Source organism: Bacillus sp. FSL M7-1345, from assembly GCF_038006985.1.
In the GTDB taxonomy this organism is placed as follows: domain Bacteria; phylum Bacillota; class Bacilli; order Bacillales; family Bacillaceae_G; genus Bacillus_A; species Bacillus_A cereus_U.
Genome location: NZ_JBBOWG010000001.1, coordinates 4,204,143 through 4,227,282, shown reverse-complemented (window position 1 = coordinate 4,227,282; position 23,140 = coordinate 4,204,143). Strand labels below are relative to the sequence as shown.

Genomic DNA, 23,140 nt, shown 5'->3' with positions numbered 1-23,140 from the left:
ACTCTTTTCTTTATTAAATATGTTTTAGGAGTGTTTCCACAAACTTTTCTAAATAATGCTGATCTACTTCATCGAAACGATTTTTTTCAGGACTATCAATATCAAGTACACCAATGATAGTTCCTTCTTTCAGAATCGGTACAACGATTTCAGAATTAGAGGCACTATCGCAAGCGATATGTCCTGGGAATTGGTGAACATCTGCTACAAGTTGCGTTGTTTTTGTTTCAGCTGCAACGCCGCAAACACCGCGTCCGAAAGGAATACGCACGCAAGCTGGCATTCCTTGGAATGGTCCAAGAACAAGCTGATTTCCTTCTGTTACATAAAAGCCAACCCAATTAACGCGATCTAAAAATTGATTTAATAGTGCGGACGCATTTGATAAGTTTGCGACTACGTTCGGTTCGCCAGTTAATAATGCATCTAGTTGTTTAATTACTGTCTCATATTGCTTTTCACGAGATCCTGCATAACTTTCTTTTGTAAACATGGAAACAACTCCCTTTTTATCGAGATATGTAAAATGGTAGCAAAATACGATGTATTTCACATGACTTTGTCGATAGAAAATTAAAGGAATTTGTCTTAAAAGTCAAGAAATTTAAACTATAGCTGTTCATTGAGAGGAAGTGAGCGCATGAAGCAGACGAAACAAAAGGTAATTGATGCGGCAATATCGTTGTTTAATACGAAAGGGTATGACGGGACATCGGTGCGGGACATTGCAAAGCGAGCGGATGTGAATGTAGCGAATATTTCATATTATTTTGCTGGAAAGCAAGGGTTATTAGAACAGCTTATTACTGATTTTTTAGAAGGATATATTCATGTAATTGAAACGTCATTTGAACAGAGAGAATATTTATCGGCTAAAGATGTGATGGTGCAAATGGTGCGCGGGATTTTACGATATCAATTTGATAATAGAGAACTGACACGTTTTTTTTATAGAGAGCTTTCGCTTGATACGACATTAATTCGTGAAGTGATGACCGTTTATTTTTCTAGAGAAAGATATTATATAGAGCAAATCATTAAACAAGGACAAATGAAGCAAGAATTTAAAAAGGTATCTTTTACAATGTTTATGACGCAATTAAAAGGCATGATGAATATGCCGTTTTTATATCCACAATATATATCAGAGGTGCTACACTCATTTCCATCCGAGACGTTTTTCTTAGAAATGTATACGAAGGAAATTGAGCAATGGATGGAACGAACATTATATAAAGCGAGTATGTATTATGAACTGCCAAGAGCTGTTCATATGTGAAAAACCCCCACCTAACGAATTGAGGTGGGGATTTTTATATGTTGTTTTCTTTGCTATAAATTGTTGCATACTAGCGCAATAATTGTTAATGAGGCGCCGGCAATTTCTATGTTATCGACAGTATAACCTTGAAACATAGAACCGATAAGTGTAAGTACAGGAACTAAATTCATAAATAATATGCCGTTATATAGTTGAAACATCTTATGCAGAACCGATGCTTGCAATGGTAAAAGCTGGCCTTGGTATTACTTTAATTCCGGAAATGGTGGTAGAGCAAGCGGTAAGGCAAGGAAATGTCACTTGTGCGCAAAAATTATTTCGCATCTCATATGAAAGAGTGCCTGTTATTACAATCATTTGAGGATAGGTAGTTAAGTAAGCGGAATATTAAGAAAGATTACATTTACATTTAAAGAAACATGAAATTTTAAAAAAAACTAGGTCAAAAACACGTCATTACATGGTATGATTAGAACATTGTTAGTTGTTAAATATAGGGGAATTCCCTTTTTATACATAATGCCTTCCATTTCATAAACGGAACGGACAAAAAAAGAGATATAACTTAGGAGGCTTTTTTGCATGGATTCTATCCTGACGATCGTTATCATTGTAGTAAGCTCTATTCTAGTGCTGCTCATGATAGAGCTTGTGATAAGAAATCGTTCATATAAAGATATTGAAGCACTGGAGCAGTGGAAACAAGAGATAAAAGATAAACCTGTGGCAGATGAACTAAAGCGGGTAAAAGATTTAAATATGACAGGTCAAACAGAAGAACTGTTTGGTAAATGGCGTGAAGAGTGGGATGAAATTGTATCAACAACTCTTCCGAAAGCTGAAAAAGATTTAGGGCAAGCGCGAAAATTCGCCTCGCAATTCTCCTTCCGCAAAGCAAAGCATGCGATGAAAGAATCCATAAGTGGTTTAGATGACGCTGATAATCGTATTACGGACATTTTAAATGAATTACAGCAACTGTTAGAAAGCCATGAGAAAAACAGCTCGGAAATTGAAGGGTTACGTGATACATATCGTAGTATGAAAAAGAGCGTTCTTGCTCATCGACACATGTATGGAGCAGCTGAGCAAAAAATTGAAGAGATGTTAGATGTTGAATCCGAGAAGTTCAAAACTTTTGAAGAGGCAACTGATAATGGTGATTATTTAAAAGCGAGAGAAATTGTTATTAGTTTAGAAGAAGGTTTAGCAAGTTTAGAAATCGTTATTCATCAAATTCCAGATTTATTGGTAGAGTGTCAAGCGACATTACCAGTTCAGCTGGAAGATTTATTACAAGGCCATGATGATATGATAAGACAAGGCTATGTATTAGAGTATTTGGAAATTCCTAAAGAAGTCCGCGATATGACGACACAACTACAAACATGTTTAATGGATATACAGGAGCTTTATATAACGGAAGCAGCAGAAAAAGTAGAGGACTTAAAAACTCGTTTAGACAGTTTTTATGATCAACTTGAACAAGAAGTGCATGCGAAACACTATGTGGAGCAAAAAACACTGTCTGTTTATGAAGATTTAGAAGAAATTCGTACAGAAACAATTGAAACGAAAATAGAAACACAACTTGTGAAACAAAGTTATCAATTACAAGACAAAGACATTGAGTCACAAAAAGTAATTGAAAAGCAAATGCATATTTTAATGAAACGTTTTGAAGTGTTGCAAATCCGTGTTGCTGAACAAGATATTGCATTCTCTATTATTCGTGAGGAACTAGAAGAGGTTTATGAGCAATGTGAAACTTTAAAAGTACTTCATGCAGAATATAAAGAAATGCTGCAAACGATGCGCAAAGAGGAATTTGAAGCACGTGAGAAGTTACAAGAAATGCGAAATACAATTTTTGAGACGAAACGTTTTATGCAAAAGTCGAATTTACCAGGTCTTCCAGAGAGTATTATGGAAGATTTACAAAAAGGGCAAATGGCGATGCAAGCTGTGTATGAGCAATTAGAAGTAAAGCCGTTAAATATGAATACTGTAAATAGCAGTTTAGAAGAAGCATACACAGTTGTGAATGGTGTATCTGAAATGACGGAAGAATTAATTGGACAAGCGTATTTAGTTGAAAAACTAATTCAATACGGTAACCGGTACCGCAGTCATGATGAGAATCTTGCAGAAAGCTTAAATTATGCGGAGAAATTATTCCGTGAATATCAATACGATGCAGCTTTAGAACAAGCGGCTTCTATATTAGAGCAACTTGAACCTGGCGTTGTTCAAAAAATAGCTGAATATGTAGACAATGAGCAAACCCTTTAATAAAGGGTTTGTTTTTTTGTGTAATTTTGAAGTCGATGTTGCTATAATGAATAGCGGAATACAGTAAGGTCGTTCGTTTCAAAATAAAGTGAAACCGTAAGTGATGGGGTTTCATCCACCACTAATTATTAATCTTCACCACTCAGTATGCCTGCAAATGGCGGGGGGAAATGTACACTTTTATATAAAAACGGAACCTTTGAGTAGTCTTAGCGTAATTACACGTATTTGTGATATGATTATATGATGTGATAGCGTTGAAAGGGGAAGAACGATGATCTATTTTGATAATAGTGCGACGACGAAGCCATATCCAGAAGCTCTTCAATCGTACGTAACGGTTGCAGGGAAATATTTTGGTAATCCTTCTTCTATTCACTCGCTTGGAGGAGAGGCAGAGCGTCTATTAACACAATCGAGAACGATTGCGGCACAGCTCCTTCACGTTAAACCTTCTGAAATTATTTTCACATCAGGTGGAACGGAAGGGAATAACCTTGCGATTAAAGGGATAGCGATGAGGAATCGTTCGCGCGGTAAACATATCATTACAACAAATATTGAACACGCGTCTGTGTTTGAGGCATATAAACAATTAGAAGATCTCGGTTTTGATGTAACATATTTACCGGTTAACGAGCACGGTGTTGTATCGGTAGAAGATGTAAAACGAGCGCTTCGTGAAGATACGATTCTTGTGTCAATTATTCACGTGAACAACGAGACTGGAGCGATTCAGCCCGTTGCTGAAATTGGAACATTATTATCGAACCATCCGAAAATAAGATTCCACGTGGACCATGTACAAGGGATAGGAAAAGTACCACTTGATTTATACGCTTCTCATATTGACCTTTGTTCAATATCTGGACATAAATTTCATAGCGTAAAGGGGACAGGTCTTCTTTACATACGTGATGGTGTAAGATTAGATCCAATCTTATCAGGTGGTCAACAAGAGCTCAAGTATCGTTCAGGTACAGAAAATTTACCTGGTATTGTAGCGATGGTGAAAGCACTTCGTATGACGATGGAACAAGTGAAAGAAAAGGTAGTTCATTTGCAAAATTTACAAACAGAGCTGGTCCGTTTCTTTAAAGAGATGGAAACTGTAACGATTAATACATCACTTGAATATGCGGCACCGCACATTTTAAATGTATCATTTGTCGGTTTAAAACCAGAAGTAGTCGTTCATGCTTTAGAAGAACATGGTGTATATGTATCGACGAAGTCTGCTTGTTCTTCAAAAGCAAATGAAGTGAGCCGAGTACTAGTGTCAATGGGAGTACCGCACGCCGCAGCTACAAGTGCGATTCGCATTAGTCTAGCACCGGACAACACGATGGAAGAAGTAAAACAATTTGAAGGTATTGTTAAAGAGACAATGCCAAAATTATATGAAGTGATGAGGTAAAGAAATATGATGACATATGAATATATTTTAGTTCGTTATGGAGAAATGACGACAAAAGGAAAGAATCGTTCTAAGTTTGTAAGTACGTTAAGAGATAATGTGAAATTCAAATTAAAAAAATTCCCAAACATTAAAATTGATGCAACACATGATCGTATGTACATTCAGTTAAATGGCGAAGACCATGAAGAAATTTCTGAAAGATTGAAAGATGTATTTGGTATTCATAAGTTTAACTTAGCGATGAAAGTACCATCAGAATTAGAAGATATTAAAAAAGGTGCATTAGCAGCTTTCTTACAAGTAAAAGGTGATGTGAAAACATTTAAAATTACAGTGCACCGTTCTGATAAGCGCTTCCCAATGAAGACGATGGAGTTACTTCCAGAAATCGGTGGGCACATTTTAGAAAATACAGAGGATATCACAGTAGATGTTCATAATCCAGATGTGAATGTACGTATAGAAATTCGCAGTGGTTATAGCTATATTATGTGTGGTGAGCACATGGGAGCAGGCGGTTTACCAGTTGGCGTTGGCGGAAAAGTAATGGTACTTCTTTCTGGTGGTATCGATAGCCCGGTAGCAACTTACTTAACGATGAAACGCGGCGTATCTGTGGAAGCAGTTCATTTCCATAGTCCACCTTTCACAAGCGAGCGCGCGAAACAAAAAGTAATCGATTTAGCACAAGAGTTAACGAAATACTGTAAACGTGTAACACTTCACCTTGTTCCATTTACTGAAGTGCAAAAAACGATTAATAAAGAAATTCCATCTAGCTATTCTATGACAGTTATGCGTCGTATGATGATGCGTATTACAGAGCGTATTGCAGAGGAGCGTAATGCACTTGCAATTACGACTGGTGAAAGTCTTGGACAAGTAGCAAGCCAAACGTTAGATAGTATGCATACGATTAACGAAGTAACAAACTATCCTGTTATTCGTCCGCTTATTACGATGGATAAATTAGAAATTATTAAAATTGCAAAAGAAATTGGAACGTATGATATTTCAATTCGTCCATATGAAGACTGCTGTACAGTATTCACACCAGCAAGTCCATCGACGAAACCGAAGCGTGAGAAAGCAAATCGTTTTGAAGCGAAGTACGATTTCGCGCCGTTAATTGAAGAGGCTGTAGCGAACAAAGAAACAATGGTATTACAAACAGTAGAAGTAGTGGCTGAAGAAGAAAAATTCGAAGAACTTTTCTAAACCCATAAATTACCACATTCAAATGTGCATGAAGTCATGTTGTTTATCACACTCTATACTCACAAGGAGGTGATACAACATGGCAAGCACAAATAAATTAGCAGTATCTGGTGCTCAAGCAGCATTAGATCAAATGAAATACGAAATCGCTCAAGAGTTTGGTGTTCAACTTGGAGCTGATGCAACATCTCGCGCTAACGGATCTGTTGGTGGCGAAATTACTAAACGTCTAGTTTCACTAGCTGAGCAACAATTAGGCGGTTACCAAAAATAATCCCATATACGATGGCTTAGAAAGAGCGGGTTCTCCCGCTCTTTCTTTTTTTTGTCATTATTTATCCCGCTATTTGTGGGAGTCTTACTGCCCGTAAAGGCCCGATTGGTGCGGGCTAATAATCAGTGGGGGATGGACAAAACCCCCACTGATTAAAGTTTCACTTTATCGATAAATCGATATAATTTTATTCAACGGTTCGACATAAATATAAAAAATTTGTCAAAAGAAGAGGGTTCAAAATTCGCAGAAAATTCTTTATTATATAAGAGAGGCATAGAAATAAAGGAGGATGTTTATGAAGAGAGAGGAATTGTTGGCGCCGCCATCTTATAACTTAGTTTCGGAAATAGAGAAATATACGAGTGATAAAGAGAAGCTTGCTTTAATTTGGCAAGATGATAAAGGGAATAGACGAGAGATTACATATTTTGAATTAATGCAAGGTGCGAATAGAATTGGAAACGCTTTTATAAAAAGTGGCTTACAAAAAGGGGACAAGCTTCTTATTATGATGCCGCGCTTAATTGAAGCTTACATGACGTATATTGCTGCGATTAAAGCAGGATTTGTCGTTATTCCAAGCTCAGAAATGTTACGTAAAAAAGATATTGAGTATCGTATTGGGCACGGAGAAGTAAAGGCTATCGTAAGTTACGAACCGTATATTGGACAATTTGACGGCGTAGAAGCGGTGGAATCTCTTCAAAAATTCGTCTTGAGCGAGCGTTCAGTAGATGGTTGGACGAATTTAAAAACAGCATTAGAAACAGAAAGTGACATGTTAGAAATGGCGAAGACAGATAAAGAAGATATGGTCTTTTTATCTTATACGTCAGGGACGACAGGAAATCCAAAAGGAGTTGTTCATACGCATGCTTGGGCATACGCTCATTTACGTACAAGCGCTCCGAACTGGCTCGGAATCGAAGAAGATGATGTTGTATGGGCAACGGCTAGTCCAGGTTGGCAAAAGTGGATTTGGAGCCCGTTTGTAGCGACTCTCGGTTCAGGTGCAACAGGATTTGTATACCACGGTAAATTTGAACCGAAAACGTATTTGAATTTATTAGGCGATAATAAGGTGAATGTGCTTTGTTGTACACCGACTGAGTATAGATTAATGGCAAAGGTAGAAAACTTAAATGAGTACAATTTAGAAGCGTTACATAGCGCTGTATCAGCTGGTGAGCCGTTAAACAGAGAAGTGATTGAAACGTTCCAAAGGCATTTCGATATTACGGTAAGAGACGGTTATGGGCAAACGGAAAACACATTACTTGTTGGGATAATGAAAGGGATGGATATTAGACCAGGATCAATGGGAAAACCAACGCCAGGAAACCATGTTGATATCGTAAATGAAGAAGGAGTTCCAGTACAGGTAGGAGAAGTTGGTGATATTGCAGTTCACATTGAAACACCAGCACTCTTTAAACAATATTATAAAGACGATGAGCGTACAGCGATGCAATTCCGCGGTGATTATTATATTACCGGTGATAAAGCGAAAAAAGATGAAGACGGCTATTTTTGGTTTGAAGGACGCGGAGATGATATCATTATTAGCTCTGGCTATACAATCGGGCCGTTTGAAGTAGAAGATGCACTTGTAAAACACCCATACGTAAGAGAATGTGCGGTTGTCGCAAGTCCAGATGAAATTCGCGGAAGTGTCGTGAAGGCATTTATCGTATTAAGAGAGAATATAGAAAAGAACGAAGAAACATTAATTCCAGTGCTCCAACAACACGTCAAAGAACTGACTGCACCATATAAATACCCTCGAAAAATTGAATTTGTAGATGAACTACCAAAAACGATTTCCGGAAAAATTCGCCGTATTGAACTTAGAAAACAAGAGATGGAGCTTCCTTCAAAATAATTTTGAAAATGAGGAAGTAAATAGTTGAATGAAATGTAAAACGTATGATATTATAAAAACGAACACAAGTTCGATTTTATAAATTTAAAAAAGAGGTGTCCGTATGATTTTAGGTATTAATCCTTACTTAGTTTTAGATGGTAGTGGGCAAGAAGCTGTACAATTTTATAAAGAGGCGTTAGACGCAAAAGTAGAAGTAATGCAAACTTTTGGTGACATGCCTGAAAATCCAGAATACCCGATTCCAGCTGAAGCAAAAGAGCGCGTTTTACATGCTCATTTAAAAGTTGGTAATACGGAACTTATGATTTCTGATACATTCCCAGGTCAAGGGCATGCGATCGGATCTCAAGTAACAATCGCAATTCGAATTAATAACGCAGAAAAAGCGAAAGAAGTATTTGATAAGTTACAAGAAGGTGGAGAAGTTATCATGCCACTTCAAGAAACTTTTTGGAGCCCAGCATACGGACAATTGAAAGATAAATTTAATATTGAATGGCAAGTTACAACGAACCCTACTGAACAAAAATAATTTTTAGAAAAGCACCATTTTTAATCGAAATGGTGCTTTTTTTATACACTTTAATCTCGTAGACTAAAGTAAAAAGGGGATGAGTATATGGGAGAAATTTGGCATGGCGGAAGCATTTATACGATGCGAGAAGAGAATGAAAAAGTGGACGCCGTTTACGTTGAAAATGGCATCATTGTTGATGTGGGGAATAAAGATGAATTAGAAAATCGATATTCGGAAGTGAAGTCGTGTGACTTACAAGGGAAAACGATGATTCCAGGGCTTGTTGATAGCCATATGCACCTTATTGGGCATGGGGAGAGGTTACTTCGTCTAGATCTATCAAATTGCAAATCTTATAGCGAAGTGCTTACCCTTGTTCAGAATCGAGTAGAAGAAGCACCAAAAGGCTCTTGGATTATCGGAGAAGGATGGAATGAAAATAATTTTACAGATACAAAACATGTTCATATACGTGATTTAGATGAGATTTCTAAAGAACATCCGATTTTATTAAAGCGCGTTTGTCGTCACGTGACATGGGTGAATTCATACATATTGCAAGAAGCGAACATAACAGAAGCGACGCAAGATCCAAAGGGCGGAAAAATTGGTCGTGACTCATTAAATAAATTAACAGGACTTTTATATGAGCAAGGACAAGAGTTAATTAAACATGTTCAGCCTGAAATAGATGGAGTGTATTTGCAAAGGGCTCTGCAAACAGCGATTTCAGACTGCTGGCAATACGGATTAGTTGGCGGGCACACGGAAGACTTAAATTATTATGGCGGCTTTGAAAAAACGTACAATGCGTTTTCACACGTTATAAAAGAAATGCCATTTAAAGCACATTTGCTCGTTCATCATGAAGTAGCGAATGAGCGAAAAGAATATGAAAATGAGCACTATATTGAATTTGGGGCGATGAAGATTTTTTCTGACGGTTCTTTTGGCGGAAGAACAGCTTTATTAAGTGAGCCGTATGAAGATGCGCAGGAAACGAATGGAGTTGCGATTTTCTCACGTGAAGAGCTTGCAGGGTTAGTGAAGAAAGCACGTGATTTACATATGCCAGTTGCGATTCATACAATCGGTGATTTATCACTAGAATATGTCATTGATGCGCTTGAATTATATCCACCAGCAGAAGGATTACGTGACCGCATTATTCATTGCCAGCTTGCCCGTGAAGAATTAATTGAAAGAATGAAGAGTTTGCAAGCAATTATTGATATTCAGCCCGTCTTTGTTTCATCGGATTTTCCGTCAGTTATTGAAAAACTAGGAAAGCATCGTCTTCGTTACGCGTACGCTTGGAAGACATTACTTGGCGCAGGGTTGCACTGCAACGGTGGATCTGATGCTCCAATTGAACAAGTGAATCCATTTTTAGGTATATATAGTGCTGTTACACGTAGAAGCTTTATTGACGGCGTATGCTATATGCCAGAAGAAAGATTAACGGTATATGAGGCGGTTTCTTTATTTACAACAGGAAGTGCGTATGCAATTGGAAAAGAAGCAAATCGAGGGCAAATTACAAAAGGATATGAAGCAGACTTTACGATATTAGACTGTAATGTTTTTGAAATTGAGGCGGAAGAAATAAAAGAAGTACAGGCAGAAATGACCGTCATTGATGGGGAGATTGTTTATAGAAAAGACGTGTGAAAATATATCAGCGATTTTCGGAATATATCGACCGCAACTCGAAATATATCAGCGATTATTGAAATATATCGACCGCAATTCAAAATATATCAGCGATTTTTAAAATATATCGATTTACCGACAAAAGCTGACAATAATGGCGACTGCATAGTAAGAGATGGCTGACCACACCAATCGGGGGAAATAAATAACCGTCGAATTATGGAAATCCCATAATTCGACGGTTATTTTATTACTATAAAAACGTTCTCTGTACTTTTTCCCAGAAGGAATTGTTTTTTAATTTAACAGTTTTAATTTGTTTATCGCTTAAACGAACAACGGCTTTCTCCACTTGTTTAATGCTAAGTGCTTCGTTATCCATTCCGATAACAGGGTAATCATTGCCATCTGGTCTAAGTGTTAAAGTTAACGTACGCTCGTGATTTAAAAGAAACGGTGATCCGAGTGTACGGTATGTGTTGTTATTTAAAGATGCTAGTTCGCTTACTTGGAAACATGGGATAAGTGGATCGACAACGGCACCATGTAATGATTTATTGTAAGCGGTACTTCCTGTTGGTGTGGAGATAACTAATCCATCACCTCTAAATGTTTCAAAATGTAAATTGTCGACGTGTACATCTACGACAAATGTTTTAATGATGCTAGAGCGTAATGAAAATTCATTTAAACAATGGAAAGATGTACCATGATCTACATCTACTTTAATTGTTGGATATTTTCGCACTTCAATTTCGTTTTTTGTAATTTCTTGAAGGGCTGTATCAATGTGATTGATGTGGAAATCGCAGTAGAAAGAAATTTCATCTTTCGTAGAAATACCTGCGTATAAGCAATCTTCTCTAAAGCCAGTTTTACGAACGGCTTGTAAGAAAGTTCCATCATCTCCAACGCTGACGATAGCGTTTGCATTTTTTGGATGATCTAATATGGTAAATCCATTCTCCTCTAAAATACGATATACTGGTTTCATTTTTTCAACGAGTGTTACTTTGTCATCACCATAAAAGAAAAATAAATTGCGACGATTTGCCATTATGTATCCCTCCACTGCAGTTAAATTTTCTAGTTTTAGTGCTGCATATCATCAGATTTCATTCTGAATAATATGCTCAAATAGTATATTTCGATATGAAATGTCAAAATCCCTTTTTATTTTTAGAAAAATTTTTATATTCAATTTTATCAAAGGTTGTTTAATGATGAATAAACTTGTCGATAATGGGTATGGAGTGAAAGGATGGTACGAATGAAATGGCTCGTAATTGGAATGATAATTCTTCTACTTTTTATTTTGCTAATACTATTATCGAAAATATCGCTTAAGGTGACGTTTTTATATTCAGAAATGGAAAAACAGTGTTTATTTCAAGTGAAAATATGGATGATTCGATATACGTTTGATGTATTGGAAAGAATTGAAAAACAGCAGAAAAAGACGGGGCAGAAAATCGAAAAAGCTGAGAAAGATGGCGGAATAGATAATAAAATTATGGCACAACTTGATAGCATTGGAGAACTGATAAAAAAGCTTCAAGAAGTTCATACTATTGTTAAAGATTTTCTCAAACGAGTGAAAATCAATAGTTGGAAATGGCATTCACAAATTGGAGCAGGTGATGCGGCTAGTACTGGAATTGTCACTGGATATGCATGGGGGACAAAAGGAATGGCTGCTGGAGTTGTAGGACAATATATGCATATTGTCGACGTACCAGAATTTGAAATTACACCTGTTTTTCAAGGGAAGGGATTTGCATCAAGATGTGAATTAACGGCTTCCTTTCGCATATTTCGTACTGTGAAAACAGCGGTAAAACTACTCATGTTTATGAGAAAACAAAAGTCTGGTATGACAGATAAATCTGTTCAAGCATAGGGGGGATATAGAATGGACCATCCAATTCAAGGTTTAATGACAACCGCAATGCAGCATTTAAAACAAATGACTGATGTAAATACAATTGTTGGTGATCCAATTAAAGCGGCAGATGGAAGTGTAATTCTTACCGTTTCGAAAGTAAGTTTTGGCTTTGCTGCTGGTGGAAGTGAATTTGGCAAAGTAGAGCATTCAGGCCGTCATCCATTTGGAGGAGGTAGCGGTGGTGGGGTTTCCATTAATCCTGTTGCCTTTCTCGTTATAAATGGAGATGGTGTGAAAGTTTTACATTTAGATAAACAAACACATGTCATTGACAAAATAATTGAATTAGCGCCACAAGCTGTTGATAAAGTGAAAGAAATGATGGATAAACGAAAAGAAGATGATCCGGAATTTCAAATTTAACGAGTAAAGAAGCTAATCAATGGATTAGCTTCTTTATTTTTTTGTAAATAAAGCGATTTTATTTGCATTATCGATAGGGACAAACTATCATTTACATTGTACATATTTTGTTTAAATAAGGGAGGATTTTCAAGTGGCAAATGTAACTTTTAAAGGTAACCCAATGACTTTAGTTGGAACAGAAGTTAAAGTTGGCGATCAAGCGCCTAACTTCCAAGTATTAGCAAATGACTTATCTCCAGTAAGTTTAGAAACATACAAAGGTGAAGTAAAATTAATTAGTGTTGTACCTTCAATCGACACAGGTGTATGTGATGCACAAACTCGTCGTTTTAACGAAGATGCAGCAGGTATTGAAAATACGAAAGTATTAACAATTAGTGCTGATTTACCATTCGCTCAAAAACGCTGGTGTGCAGCTAACGGTTTAGAAAATGTTGCGACACTTTCTGATCACCGTGACCTTTCATTCGGTGAAGCTTATGGCTTAGTAATGAAAGAACTTCGTTTACTTGCTCGTGCAGTATTCGTAGTAGATAGCAATGACAAAGTAGTTTACGTAGAATACGTAAGCGAAGGTACAAGCCATCCAAACTATGAAGCAGCATTAGAAGCAGCTAAATCTGCAAAGTAATGTAAAAGAAGACGACCTCTCATTAAAGTTTCACTTTAGAAGAGGTCGTTTTTTCTCATATATTGCTGCTCAATGGTACCAATATATGAGAAAAAACGTTATATCATATATAACTTAAAAGGGAGCTCTTTACAGGAGGTCGCTTTTTCTTTTTGGAAAAAATCACTTTGTGGTATGATATAAGTTATGTGTAAAAGAGAGAAGGAGGAATGTACGTGAGTCAGGCAGTAGAAACATTATTTTCTATTTTTGATTCTTCTACGGTAGTTTTACGTAAAGAATTAGATGTAACATATTTAGAGGCGCTTGTAGAAACAGGTGATAACTTGTTTGAGGGAGCGATTTTACAAGAGGAATTATCCGAATCAACAATTGAAAGGTTGAATCGTGAATATAGTACGTTTAATGAAGAAACATATAAAGGGGAAGAAATTCGTAAAGCATTTCAGCTAGCCATTTTAAAAGGAATGAAAGAAGGCGTACAAGCGAATCACGAAATGACGCCAGATGCAGTTGGAATGTTCATGAGCTACTTATTCCATAAATTTATGCAAGGGCAAAAAGAAATTACAGTTTTAGACCCTGCAATTGGAACGGGTAACTTAATGACTACCGTGTTTAATAGCGCCAAAGAAGAACTAGCAATGAGTGGATTTGGTGTAGAAGTGGATGAAGTGCTAATTAAACTTGCTTTAGTAAATGCGAATTTACAAAAGCATGCAATCGAATTCTTCCATCAAGATGGACTAGCGCCACTTTATATTGATCCAGTTGATGCAGTTGTTTCAGATTTGCCAATTGGTTACTATCCAAATGAAATCGGTGCAAGTGAATATACATTAAAAGCAGATGAAGGAATGTCATATGCGCATCACTTATTTATTGAACAAAGTGTGAAACATACGAAAGAAGGCGGGTATTTATTCTTCTTAGTACCAAACTTCATTTTTGAAAGTGATCAAGCGCCAAAGCTACATGCATTCATTAAAGAAACATGCTTTATTCAAGGATTGTTACAGCTACCTGTTTCCATGTTTAAAAACGAGAAAAATGCAAAAAGTATATTTGTTCTCCAAAAGAAAGGTCAGGATGTAATAATGCCGAAACAGGCACTATTAGTGGAATTACCTAAATTCTCCAACATGAAGGCTATGGAGAACATGATGGATCAACTAAATACGTGGTTTGCAACACATAAGTAATGCCAGATATATGTAACAGGGTTAGTGATTAATGTAGTACAGTTGTATATAATATGGAATATTTTTTAATATATACAAGATTTAACTGAATCTTTTTGAAATCTGTAATATATTTTTTTTCTTGGTGTTACAATTTTTTCACTTGAAATATATGTCGGACGATGTTTAAATTAAAATCGTGAGTATAAAATTTACTAATGATGAAACGTTTTCATAATGAGTGAATTTAATTAGATAAAATCGAGCGGTTTGTGGAATGATCCACACAACTACCAAGAGAAAAAGGGGCGAAAGACTAGATGTCAAAAATCATCGCGATTAACGCAGGAAGCTCTTCCTTAAAGTTCCAATTATTTGAAATGCCAAGTGAAACAGTATTAACAAAAGGTTTAGTAGAACGTATCGGTTTAGAAGATAGTGTCTTCACAATTACTGTAAATGGCGAAAAACAAAAAGAAATTACAAACATCCCAGATCATGCAGTAGCAGTTAACATGCTTCTTAAGAAATTAACTGAAAACGGAATCGTAAAATCTCTTGATGAGATTGGCGGTATCGGTCACCGTGTTGTACACGGCGGCGAAAAATTTGCTGATTCTGTTTTAATTGATGATGAAGTATTAGCTGATATCGAAGAATTAAGCGATTTAGCACCACTTCACAACCCAGCAAACCTTGTTGGTATTAAAGCGTTCCAAGAAGTACTACCAAACGTACCAGCAGTAGCAGTATTCGATACAGCATTCCACCAAACAATGCCGGAATCTGCATTCCTATACAGCTTACCATATGAGTACTATGAGAAATTTGGCATCCGTAAATACGGTTTCCACGGAACTTCTCATAAATACGTAACTGAGCGTGCGGCTGAATTATTAGGTCGTCCAATTGAAGGCTTAAGCCTACTTTCTTGTCACTTAGGTAACGGTGCAAGTATCGCAGCAGTAGAAGGCGGTAAGTCTATCGATACTTCTATGGGCTTCACTCCACTTGCTGGTGTAACAATGGGTACACGTTCTGGTAACATTGACCCTGCGTTAATTCCATACATCATGGAAAAAACAGGCCAAACTGTAGAAGAAGTAGTTAGCGTATTAAACAAGAAGAGTGGTATGTTAGGTCTTACTGGTTACTCTAGTGACCTACGTGACATCATTGCGAAAGAAGAAGAAGGCGACCACCGTGCGAAAGTAGCACTTGACGTGTTCGTAAGCCGTATCCATAAATACATCGGTTCTTACACAGCTCGTATGAAAGGCGTTGACGCTATCATCTTTACAGCTGGTGTAGGTGAAAACAGTGCAGTTATTCGTGAGCGCGTATTAGAAGGCCTTGAGTACATGGGTGTATACTTCGACGTAAAACGCAATAACGTATTCGGTGAAGAAGCATTCATCAGCTTCCCACACTCTCCAGTAAAAATTATCGTAATTCCAACTGACGAAGAAGTTATGATTGCTCGTGACGTATTACGTCTTGGAGATATTGGTTAATATATGCATGAAAAAGACGAAATCCTAAAGGATTTCGTCTTTTTTTTGTATATATTTTAAAATTCGATCTGGATATAGTATTTTTTCCTTTTGAATGAATGCAGTGAGGGGAATCCATTTTGCATATGAGGCTGTTTGTTCATCTTTTATATTCAGTATCTCTATTTCATATAGTGATGTGTCTAATAAGCGTAAAGAATATAGTTGAATGATTTCATGACCAATTTCCTCACCCGAATAAAAAATATTTTCTAAGCATCCTAAATAATCGGTAACTTCTATTTCTGCATGAAGCTCTTCTTTAAATTCTCGAATAATGGTATCTGCTGATTTCTCACCAAGTTCAATTGAGCCGCCAAGAGGACGATAATATGTTTCGTCGCCTGTACGATATTCTTGTACGAGAAGTCGCTCTTGATGTATAGCAATGCCAAAAGCTTTTGCATGTGGATACATATGTATAATCGCTCCTTATTTGTTTTGTATAAGGATGATTATAATGTAGCTAAGTAGAAATTGATAACATATATTCGGATAGATGTTTGGACTTAGGCTGTAAATAAAGAACATGCCATGTACAAGCATATTTGCAAATATGATACAATAGAAAAAAATCGAACGAGGTGGTTGTTGCGATGCGATCGAAGCGAGAACAAGCCATTTTAGAAAATATAAAAGAGTGGGAAGGGCAATTAGTAGAGCAAGAAGCGACCGATTTTCAAAAGATGTTTGATAAGTGGTTGCATACTACAGTTGCAAAACTACCTGAGAAAAAACGAAAAGACTTTTTTACGAAAGCAGATGGATGGCTCTTTCATTTGCATGCACTTATTCAAAGTTCACAATCACAGTTAGATGCACGTAATCGTATTTTAGGAACGTCGAGATTATTTGATGAATCCATTGAGCAACTTGAAGATTTGAAGGCGTTATCTATTGATCAATTAACATACATAGCAGAGCAGCAAACAGCACGTCATCGTCTATATTCATTCGTACAAGGCGGAGCAACAGGTGCTGGCGGTCTATTATTATTAACGGCTGATTTTCCGGTTATGATTGCATTAAATGTGAAGGCTGTACAACTTATTGCGACATCATTTGGGCATGATGTGAACAAGCCGTATGAAATGATGCTTGCGTTAAAGGTATTCCATGCAGCATTATTGCCGGCGAGACTTCAGCAATATGCATGGTACAATTTACTGAGAGAACTTGAGCAAGAAGATTCATTCTTTTATGAAGGAGACGAAGAGGTGTTAAAGCCAGCTTCTACTGAGGTTGTGTTAAAACAAATTTTGAAGACGTTTTCGATTTATGCTCTTCGTCGCAAATTATTCCAAGGCATTCCTGTACTTGGAATGGCAATTGGATCTACAGTGAACTATCGCTTAACGAGGAATGTTACTGAATTTGCAAATAAGTTTTATCAAGTACGCTATATATTAGAAAAAGAAAAGAGAGCATGAAAAAAAGCGAGAGGCCGAAGCCTTTCGCTTTTTAGTTTGTCGCATGTTTTTTGGACATTGGAATAGAAACGGGTTGCTTTGCTGCTTTCTTTTCTGTTTTTGGATAGTAAATTAAATCCAATGTTTTTGCCTGTACGGCAATCGAAAGAATAGTAAAAGCAATTTCTGTCCAATTTAAATAATATAATGAAAGCGCAAGAACAATCGCGTCAAAGACGAAGAAAATTTGCCCAATTGTAAACCGAGTTCGTTTACTTAATATAATTGTTAAAATATCGTCTCCACCGGTTGCACCGCCAAATCGCAATATAAAACCGAGTCCAATACCAGCTAACGCACCGCCAACTACTGCAGCTACAAATAAATTATTTGATAAATCTACCGTAAAAGGAGAATAATTTTCCATAAGGGAATAAAATACTCCGAATGAAAGTGAACCTAAGAATGAATAGCCAACCATTTTTCTACCTAAAAATGAAGCACATAGTAAAATAATAGGGATATCCATTACTACAGTTGAAATAGATGGTGAAATATCATAAAAATTTTGGATAAATAGTGCAATACCTACAAAGCCACCTTCTGTTAAGTGGTTTTGGAAGTGAATGTGATATAGCGCTGCTGCTAAAATAAATGAACCGATTAAAACCATAAAAACTTCTTTAATAATTTGTCGACTTTGGATGTTCCTCATCGTTATTCCTTCTTTCCGTAGTTAGTAGTCCTTTTGGTGTTGTAAACTAACTACGAGCTCACATGTAGCTTTCAGTTAGTTTACGTAAAACTAACTACGCTATATGTCGCTGAAGAAATAACGAATAATCCTCTCGTCCATCAATTCTCCCTACCTTCGTTTTAGTTTAAGTCTTAAAGCGACTAAACAAAACGTGGAGTAGAATTCTTCATTTAGCAATCCTGCTCTTCTTTGTTTTGTTTAGCTAGTAACAATTAAGTCCTAAACAAAACGCTATGTGTAAGAAGAGTCTTTTTTTTGCCAAATTATCCTTCGGGCAATCATAATTTCCCCACTCTCGTATTTTTTTCGCTAGACTAAAGTATCTGAGCTAAAAAATACGCTACGTGTATGATTCGTCAATACGATGCCACATGCTCCTTCGAGCGATCATGATATCAAAATCCCTTCCTTCAAGATTTATATTATTATATCATACTTTCAAAAAATGTATGCGGATGGAAACCGACAATAACCGGAGGGAATCTACAAAAAATGTTATGTTTAAATATTTTTGTAGAAAAGCCTAAGTGATTTTGTAGGATTGGGCAGTTTTTAGAAGTTTGTCCAATAAGTAAGAAAAGATAGCTGTTTATTCAGTTGTATTTTTTTTCGTCACTTTTATCTTTAAAAAATGCATCCCAACTAATAACACTTAAAAAAGTTAAAGCGATAATAATGAAAGCTCGCATACATTAAAGGCCTCCTTTCATTCATAAATACGTTTCATTAGTATATGAACGAGATGATTTGTGATGTGTCATTTTTTACAAGGATTACTTGTTTTGAGATTATATTAATATAAATAGATAAAAGGGGATGATGAATCATGTTCAAAGATATGTTCAAGAGAAAGGAATTAGTATGTGCAATTTGCGAGAAAAAGATTCAATATGAAGAAGAGCTAGTTGCTTTTGTGAAGTTGCCGAAAGAAAGAAGTATATTAGTAGGCCCGTTTGATGTATGTTTAGCAAAAACGGCGCAAGAAATATATTGCAAAGCTTGTTACGATAAAAAAGCATGACCCAAAGTAAATGAGGGGCATGCTTTTTTCATTGGTGTGCTTTTCCCTCAGATACGTTTTGCGTTAGACGATACCAAAGCCAAAGATCGTTAATAATTGAAGCGAGATCGGCAATTTCTGAATTAAGCCTACAGGAAATTTCGAAATTATCTTCGTTATTTAAACAATGTTGTTTTTGATTAATATGATGTTCAAGCTCTTGTATACGATCAGGTATTTTTCCGCGAATTTGCTCCCATTTTAATAAAATAGAATGCTGCGCTTGTTCAGAGATGTCTTCCCATTTTTCTTGTATGTTCGGCACTTCAATTCCTAGATGTTCATTGTATATAAAATACTTTTTCATAGACACCCCTCCAGTTTCCTGCCTCTATTTTACATAAAAAAAGAAAGAAGTTCGACGGAATTGTTTGAAAAAAATTATAAATTCCCCTTGATTCATTTTATGAAAGGTGATAAAGTTTGGATTATTATAAGAAAAGATGAATATTTATTCTTTAGGGGGATGCAAAATGGAGAAGAAAAAAGTTGTATTAGCATATTCCGGAGGTCTTGATACTTCCGTTGCAATTAAATGGTTACAAGAGAAGAATTATGATATTATCGCGCTTTGCTTAGATCTAGGGGAAGGTAAAGACTTAGCGTTTGTAAAAGAAAAAGCACTTTCAGTAGGAGCAATTAAATCATATATGATTGATGTTCAAGAAGAATATGCGAATGAATATGCATTGATAGCGATGCAAGCTCACACGTTATACGAAGGGAAATATCCTCTTGTCTCTGCATTATCTCGTCCGCTTATTGCGAAAAAATTAGTAGAAATTGCAGAGCAGGAAGGTGCAAGTGCAGTTGCACATGGATGTACAGGGAAAGGGAATGACCAAGTTCGTTTTGAAGTTTCTATTCAAGCGTTGAATCCATATTTAGAAGTTATTGCGCCTGTACGTGAATGGAAATGGTCACGTGAAGAAGAAATTGCGTATGCAAAAGAAAATGATATACCGATTCCAATTAATTTAGATAGCCCGTTTTCAATCGATCAAAACTTATGGGGACGCAGCAACGAATGTGGAATTTTAGAAGATCCATGGGCAGCGCCGCCAGAAGAAGCATACGAGATGACATTAGCATTAGAAGATACACCGAATAAACCAGAGTTTGTAGAAATCGGATTTGAAGCAGGGGTACCGACGACTTTAAACGGCACTGCATATTCACTTTCAGAATTAATTAAAACGTTAAATGCACTTGCTGGAAAACACGGCGTTGGACGTATCGATCATGTAGAAAATCGCCTTGTCGGTATTAAATCTCGTGAAGTGTACGAATGCCCAGCGGCAATGACATTAATAACAGCGCATAAAGAACTTGAAGATTTAACACTTGTGAAAGAGGTCGCTCATTTCAAACCGATGATTGAGCAAAAACTAACAGAATTAATTTATAACGGTTTATGGTTCTCACCTTTAAAACAAGCACTCAATGCTTTCTTACAAGAAACGCAAAAAAATGTAACAGGTACAGTGCGTGTGAAATTATTTAAAGGTCATGCGATTGTAGAAGGACGTAAATCTGAGTACTCTTTATATGATGAAAAACTTGCAACGTATACTGCCCAGGATGAATTTAATCATGATGCAGCAGTTGGTTTCATTTCACTATTCGGTTTACCTACAAAAGTATACAGCCAAGTGAATCAGAAGAAGGTGGAAGCGTGAGCAAACTTTGGGGCGGACGTTTTACAGAAGAAGCGGAAGCATGGGTAGAAGAATTCGGAGCTTCTATTTCCTTTGATAAGCAATTGGTTAGCCAAGATATAAAAGGGAGTATTGCACACGTTACGATGTTAGCAAAGCAAGGCATCGTTACGAAAGAGGAAGCAGAGAAAATCAAGATAGGGCTTCAATATTTATTAGAAGAAGCGAAAAAGAATAAACTTCATTTCTCGGTAGAAGCTGAGGATATTCATTTAAATATTGAAAAGATGTTAATTGAAAGAATCGGTGAAGTAGGAGGGAAACTTCATACAGGCCGAAGCCGTAACGATCAAGTAGCGACAGATATGCATTTGTATTTAAAAGAAAAAGTAGAAGATATTATAAAAGCTACAAAACAATTGCAAACTGTTCTTGTTCATCAAGCGGAAAATAACATTGAAACCATTATGCCTGGTTATACGCACTTGCAGCGCGCACAGCCTATATCGTTTGCTCATCATATTCTTGCTTACTTTTGGATGTTAGAGCGTGATGTGAATCGTTATGAAGATTCGTTAAAGCGTATTAACATTTCACCATTAGGAGCAGGAGCGCTAGCTGGTACAACATTCCCGATTGACCGAGAATATAGTGCGGAACTTCTTGGATTTAATGGAATCTATGAAAATAGTTTAGATGCGGTAAGCGATCGTGATTTCATACTGGAGTTTTTAAGTAACTCATCTATGCTTATGATGCACTTATCACGCTTTTGCGAAGAACTTATTTTATGGAGTAGTCAAGAGTTTCAATTTATTGAAATGAGCGATCAATACGCAACTGGAAGCAGTATTATGCCGCAAAAGAAAAATCCGGATATGGCGGAACTTATTCGCGGGAAAACAGGCAGAGTATATGGCAATTTATTTAGCTTACTTACAGTAATGAAAGGATTGCCGCTCGCTTACAATAAAGACTTACAAGAAGATAAAGAAGGCATGTTTGATACAGTGAAAACAGTAGAAGGATGCCTTCATATTATGGCAGGCATGATTGAAACGATGACTGTAAACAAAGAAAAAATGGGGCAAGCTGTGACGCAAGACTTCTCTAACGCAACAGAAATTGCTGACTATTTAGCAAGCAAGGGACTGCCGTTCCGTCAGGCTCATGAAATTGTTGGGAAGTTAGTTCTACATTGCACACAAAAAGGAATTTATTTATTAGATGTACCACTTGAAACGTATAAAGAAATGAGTCCGTTATTTGAAGAAGATTTATATGAAGTTCTTTCACCTTATGCAGCTGTAAAGCGTCGTAACAGTGCTGGTGGAACAGGGTTTGAACAAATTGAAAAAGCTTTGGAGAAGGCGAAGGGGTTAGCCATAGCGTTTGTTGGAAGTTAAATGATGTATGATATAGAAGGTAAGGTGCTTTTTTAGAAAGTACCTTACCTTTTTGTATTTAGATTTTTAGGTATGTATCTATCATTTCATAATTGTTTTTCATAATCATAAAATGATGCTTCTCATGAATCGCTAATAGTTGGATAGATTGAATAAGGTTAGGGTAGTGAGCAATTGGATCTAAAAATACGATATGTCCTGCAATATTTTCTTCTATATTTTGAACTAGTTTTTTTATTTCATCTGTTTCACTTGAAAGTAATTCTTCTAATTCGTTTACATTCATAGAGTAATAGACTTTTTTTGAAGGGATTAAAATCCAAGGAGCTTTCATTCCTTTGCCGTGTTTTTCTTTATATTCGGCATAAATATCATGTATGTCAGTTGCAAATGGGGCGTTTTTTCTTAGTTTGGCATAAGGAATAAGAGTGAAAGAGAATTTAATCGCTACTTTTAGCATTCTTGCAATTAAATATAAGTGATAAAAGTGTTCACCAATAGACCATTTTCCGTCCTCTTTCCTGTACCATAGTTGTTCGTGTGAAAGTGAATGAAGCTTAGGAAGGAACTGGTTTCTTTGCACATGTAATGTATGAAAATGTTTTGAGATATTTTCAGATTGCATATTTT

At 36.5% G+C, this 23,140-nt stretch carries 23 protein-coding genes and 2 pseudogenes; 18 read left to right on the top strand and 7 right to left on the bottom strand.

Annotation, left to right across the window (positions count from 1 at the left end):
• Window positions 1-13: 13 nt before the first annotated feature.
• Window positions 14-493: a GAF domain-containing protein gene (locus tag MHB76_RS22080; RefSeq protein WP_002160224.1), complete on the bottom strand. Its 480-nt coding sequence runs from the start codon at window positions 491-493 to the stop codon at window positions 14-16.
• Window positions 494-640: 147 nt separating this feature from the next.
• Here MHB76_RS22080 and refZ point away from each other — a divergent pair, with 147 nt between their 5' ends.
• Window positions 641-1,279 (top strand): forespore capture DNA-binding protein RefZ, encoded by a 639-nt coding sequence (gene refZ, locus MHB76_RS22075; RefSeq protein ID WP_002160225.1) that lies wholly within the window; start codon window positions 641-643, stop codon window positions 1,277-1,279.
• Window positions 1,280-1,332: 53 nt separating this feature from the next.
• Here the strand turns inward: refZ and MHB76_RS22070 are convergent.
• Window positions 1,333-1,467: pseudogene (locus tag MHB76_RS22070) on the bottom strand (EamA family transporter); the annotation flags it as partial.
• An 8-nt stretch (window positions 1,468-1,475) separates the two neighbouring features.
• On the opposite strand from MHB76_RS22070, the pseudogene MHB76_RS22065 reads away from it, so the two are divergent.
• From MHB76_RS22065 to MHB76_RS22030, 8 genes and pseudogenes are all read left to right on the top strand, one after another.
• A pseudogene (locus MHB76_RS22065) lies at window positions 1,476-1,653 on the top strand (LysR family transcriptional regulator); the annotation flags it as partial.
• A 211-nt stretch (window positions 1,654-1,864) separates the two neighbouring features.
• Entirely contained in the window at window positions 1,865-3,574 is a 1,710-nt protein-coding gene (gene ezrA, locus MHB76_RS22060; protein ID WP_002160226.1) for a septation ring formation regulator EzrA, read from the top strand.
• A 274-nt stretch (window positions 3,575-3,848) separates the two neighbouring features.
• Window positions 3,849-4,991: a cysteine desulfurase family protein gene (locus MHB76_RS22055; protein WP_002160227.1), complete on the top strand. Its 1,143-nt coding sequence runs from the start codon at window positions 3,849-3,851 to the stop codon at window positions 4,989-4,991.
• Window positions 4,992-4,997: 6 nt separating this feature from the next.
• On the top strand, window positions 4,998-6,212 hold the full coding sequence (thiI, locus tag MHB76_RS22050; RefSeq protein WP_016106351.1) for a tRNA uracil 4-sulfurtransferase ThiI: 1,215 nt from the start codon (window positions 4,998-5,000) through the stop codon (window positions 6,210-6,212).
• Between the two features lie 79 nt (window positions 6,213-6,291).
• Entirely contained in the window at window positions 6,292-6,486 is a 195-nt protein-coding gene (locus MHB76_RS22045) for an alpha/beta-type small acid-soluble spore protein (RefSeq protein ID WP_000168891.1), read from the top strand.
• A gap of 298 nt (window positions 6,487-6,784) precedes the next feature.
• Window positions 6,785-8,371, top strand: coding sequence for an acyl-CoA synthetase MbcS (mbcS, locus tag MHB76_RS22040; RefSeq protein WP_199708913.1), 1,587 nt, complete (start codon window positions 6,785-6,787; stop codon window positions 8,369-8,371).
• A 103-nt stretch (window positions 8,372-8,474) separates the two neighbouring features.
• Entirely contained in the window at window positions 8,475-8,906 is a 432-nt protein-coding gene (locus MHB76_RS22035) for a VOC family protein (RefSeq protein WP_002160231.1), read from the top strand.
• 87 nt (window positions 8,907-8,993) lie between these two features.
• Entirely contained in the window at window positions 8,994-10,562 is a 1,569-nt protein-coding gene (locus MHB76_RS22030; RefSeq protein ID WP_078175043.1) for an amidohydrolase, read from the top strand.
• Window positions 10,563-10,797: 235 nt separating this feature from the next.
• Here the strand turns inward: MHB76_RS22030 and MHB76_RS22025 are convergent, their stop codons facing one another.
• Entirely contained in the window at window positions 10,798-11,601 is an 804-nt protein-coding gene (locus tag MHB76_RS22025) for an NAD kinase (RefSeq protein WP_078175045.1), read from the bottom strand.
• A 204-nt stretch (window positions 11,602-11,805) separates the two neighbouring features.
• On the opposite strand from MHB76_RS22025, the gene MHB76_RS22020 reads away from it, so the two are divergent.
• The 5 genes from MHB76_RS22020 (at window position 11,806) to ackA (ending at window position 16,181) form a co-directional block, all read left to right on the top strand.
• Window positions 11,806-12,444 carry a DUF2953 domain-containing protein gene (locus tag MHB76_RS22020; protein ID WP_002160233.1) on the top strand — a complete coding sequence of 213 codons (639 nt, stop codon included), beginning with the start codon at window positions 11,806-11,808 and terminating at the stop codon, window positions 12,442-12,444.
• 12 nt (window positions 12,445-12,456) lie between these two features.
• A complete protein-coding gene (ytfJ, locus tag MHB76_RS22015) occupies window positions 12,457-12,852 on the top strand; it encodes a GerW family sporulation protein (protein ID WP_000350003.1) in 396 nt (131 codons plus the stop codon).
• Between the two features lie 133 nt (window positions 12,853-12,985).
• Window positions 12,986-13,486, top strand: a complete 501-nt coding sequence (gene tpx, locus MHB76_RS22010; protein ID WP_002112256.1) for a thiol peroxidase — start codon at window positions 12,986-12,988, stop codon at window positions 13,484-13,486.
• Between the two features lie 215 nt (window positions 13,487-13,701).
• A complete protein-coding gene (locus MHB76_RS22005) occupies window positions 13,702-14,688 on the top strand; it encodes a class I SAM-dependent methyltransferase (protein WP_078175047.1) in 987 nt (328 codons plus the stop codon).
• Window positions 14,689-14,987: 299 nt separating this feature from the next.
• Window positions 14,988-16,181: an acetate kinase gene (gene ackA / locus MHB76_RS22000; protein ID WP_078175049.1), complete on the top strand. Its 1,194-nt coding sequence runs from the start codon at window positions 14,988-14,990 to the stop codon at window positions 16,179-16,181.
• Window positions 16,182-16,205: 24 nt separating this feature from the next.
• On the opposite strand, the gene MHB76_RS21995 is transcribed toward ackA, so the two are convergent.
• A complete protein-coding gene (locus MHB76_RS21995; RefSeq protein WP_078175051.1) occupies window positions 16,206-16,637 on the bottom strand; it encodes an NUDIX hydrolase in 432 nt (143 codons plus the stop codon).
• A 179-nt stretch (window positions 16,638-16,816) separates the two neighbouring features.
• Here MHB76_RS21995 and MHB76_RS21990 point away from each other — a divergent pair, with 179 nt between their 5' ends.
• The gene (locus MHB76_RS21990; protein ID WP_002112252.1) at window positions 16,817-17,650 is read left to right on the top strand and encodes an EcsC family protein; all 834 of its coding nucleotides are present in this window, start codon (window positions 16,817-16,819) and stop codon (window positions 17,648-17,650) included.
• A 31-nt stretch (window positions 17,651-17,681) separates the two neighbouring features.
• Here the strand turns inward: MHB76_RS21990 and MHB76_RS21985 are convergent, their stop codons facing one another.
• On the bottom strand, window positions 17,682-18,344 hold the full coding sequence (locus MHB76_RS21985; protein ID WP_002112250.1) for a YitT family protein: 663 nt from the start codon (window positions 18,342-18,344) through the stop codon (window positions 17,682-17,684).
• Between the two features lie 868 nt (window positions 18,345-19,212).
• Between MHB76_RS21985 and MHB76_RS21980 the strand changes: the two genes are divergently transcribed.
• Window positions 19,213-19,407 carry a hypothetical protein gene (locus tag MHB76_RS21980; RefSeq protein ID WP_002112246.1) on the top strand — a complete coding sequence of 65 codons (195 nt, stop codon included), beginning with the start codon at window positions 19,213-19,215 and terminating at the stop codon, window positions 19,405-19,407.
• Between the two features lie 28 nt (window positions 19,408-19,435).
• Here MHB76_RS21980 and MHB76_RS21975 read toward each other — a convergent pair whose 3' ends face one another.
• The gene (locus MHB76_RS21975; protein WP_002160236.1) at window positions 19,436-19,753 is read right to left on the bottom strand and encodes a hypothetical protein; all 318 of its coding nucleotides are present in this window, start codon (window positions 19,751-19,753) and stop codon (window positions 19,436-19,438) included.
• 166 nt (window positions 19,754-19,919) lie between these two features.
• Between MHB76_RS21975 and MHB76_RS21970 the strand changes: the two genes are divergently transcribed.
• Window positions 19,920-21,125 carry an argininosuccinate synthase gene (locus MHB76_RS21970; protein WP_002129394.1) on the top strand — a complete coding sequence of 402 codons (1,206 nt, stop codon included), beginning with the start codon at window positions 19,920-19,922 and terminating at the stop codon, window positions 21,123-21,125.
• A complete protein-coding gene (gene argH, locus MHB76_RS21965) occupies window positions 21,122-22,510 on the top strand; it encodes an argininosuccinate lyase (RefSeq protein ID WP_078175053.1) in 1,389 nt (462 codons plus the stop codon). Before MHB76_RS21970 ends, argH begins: the two co-directional genes overlap by 4 nt.
• A gap of 58 nt (window positions 22,511-22,568) precedes the next feature.
• Here argH and MHB76_RS21960 read toward each other — a convergent pair whose 3' ends face one another.
• A complete protein-coding gene (locus tag MHB76_RS21960; RefSeq protein WP_002167577.1) occupies window positions 22,569-23,135 on the bottom strand; it encodes a DinB family protein in 567 nt (188 codons plus the stop codon).
• Between the last annotated feature and the right edge of the window lie 5 nt (window positions 23,136-23,140).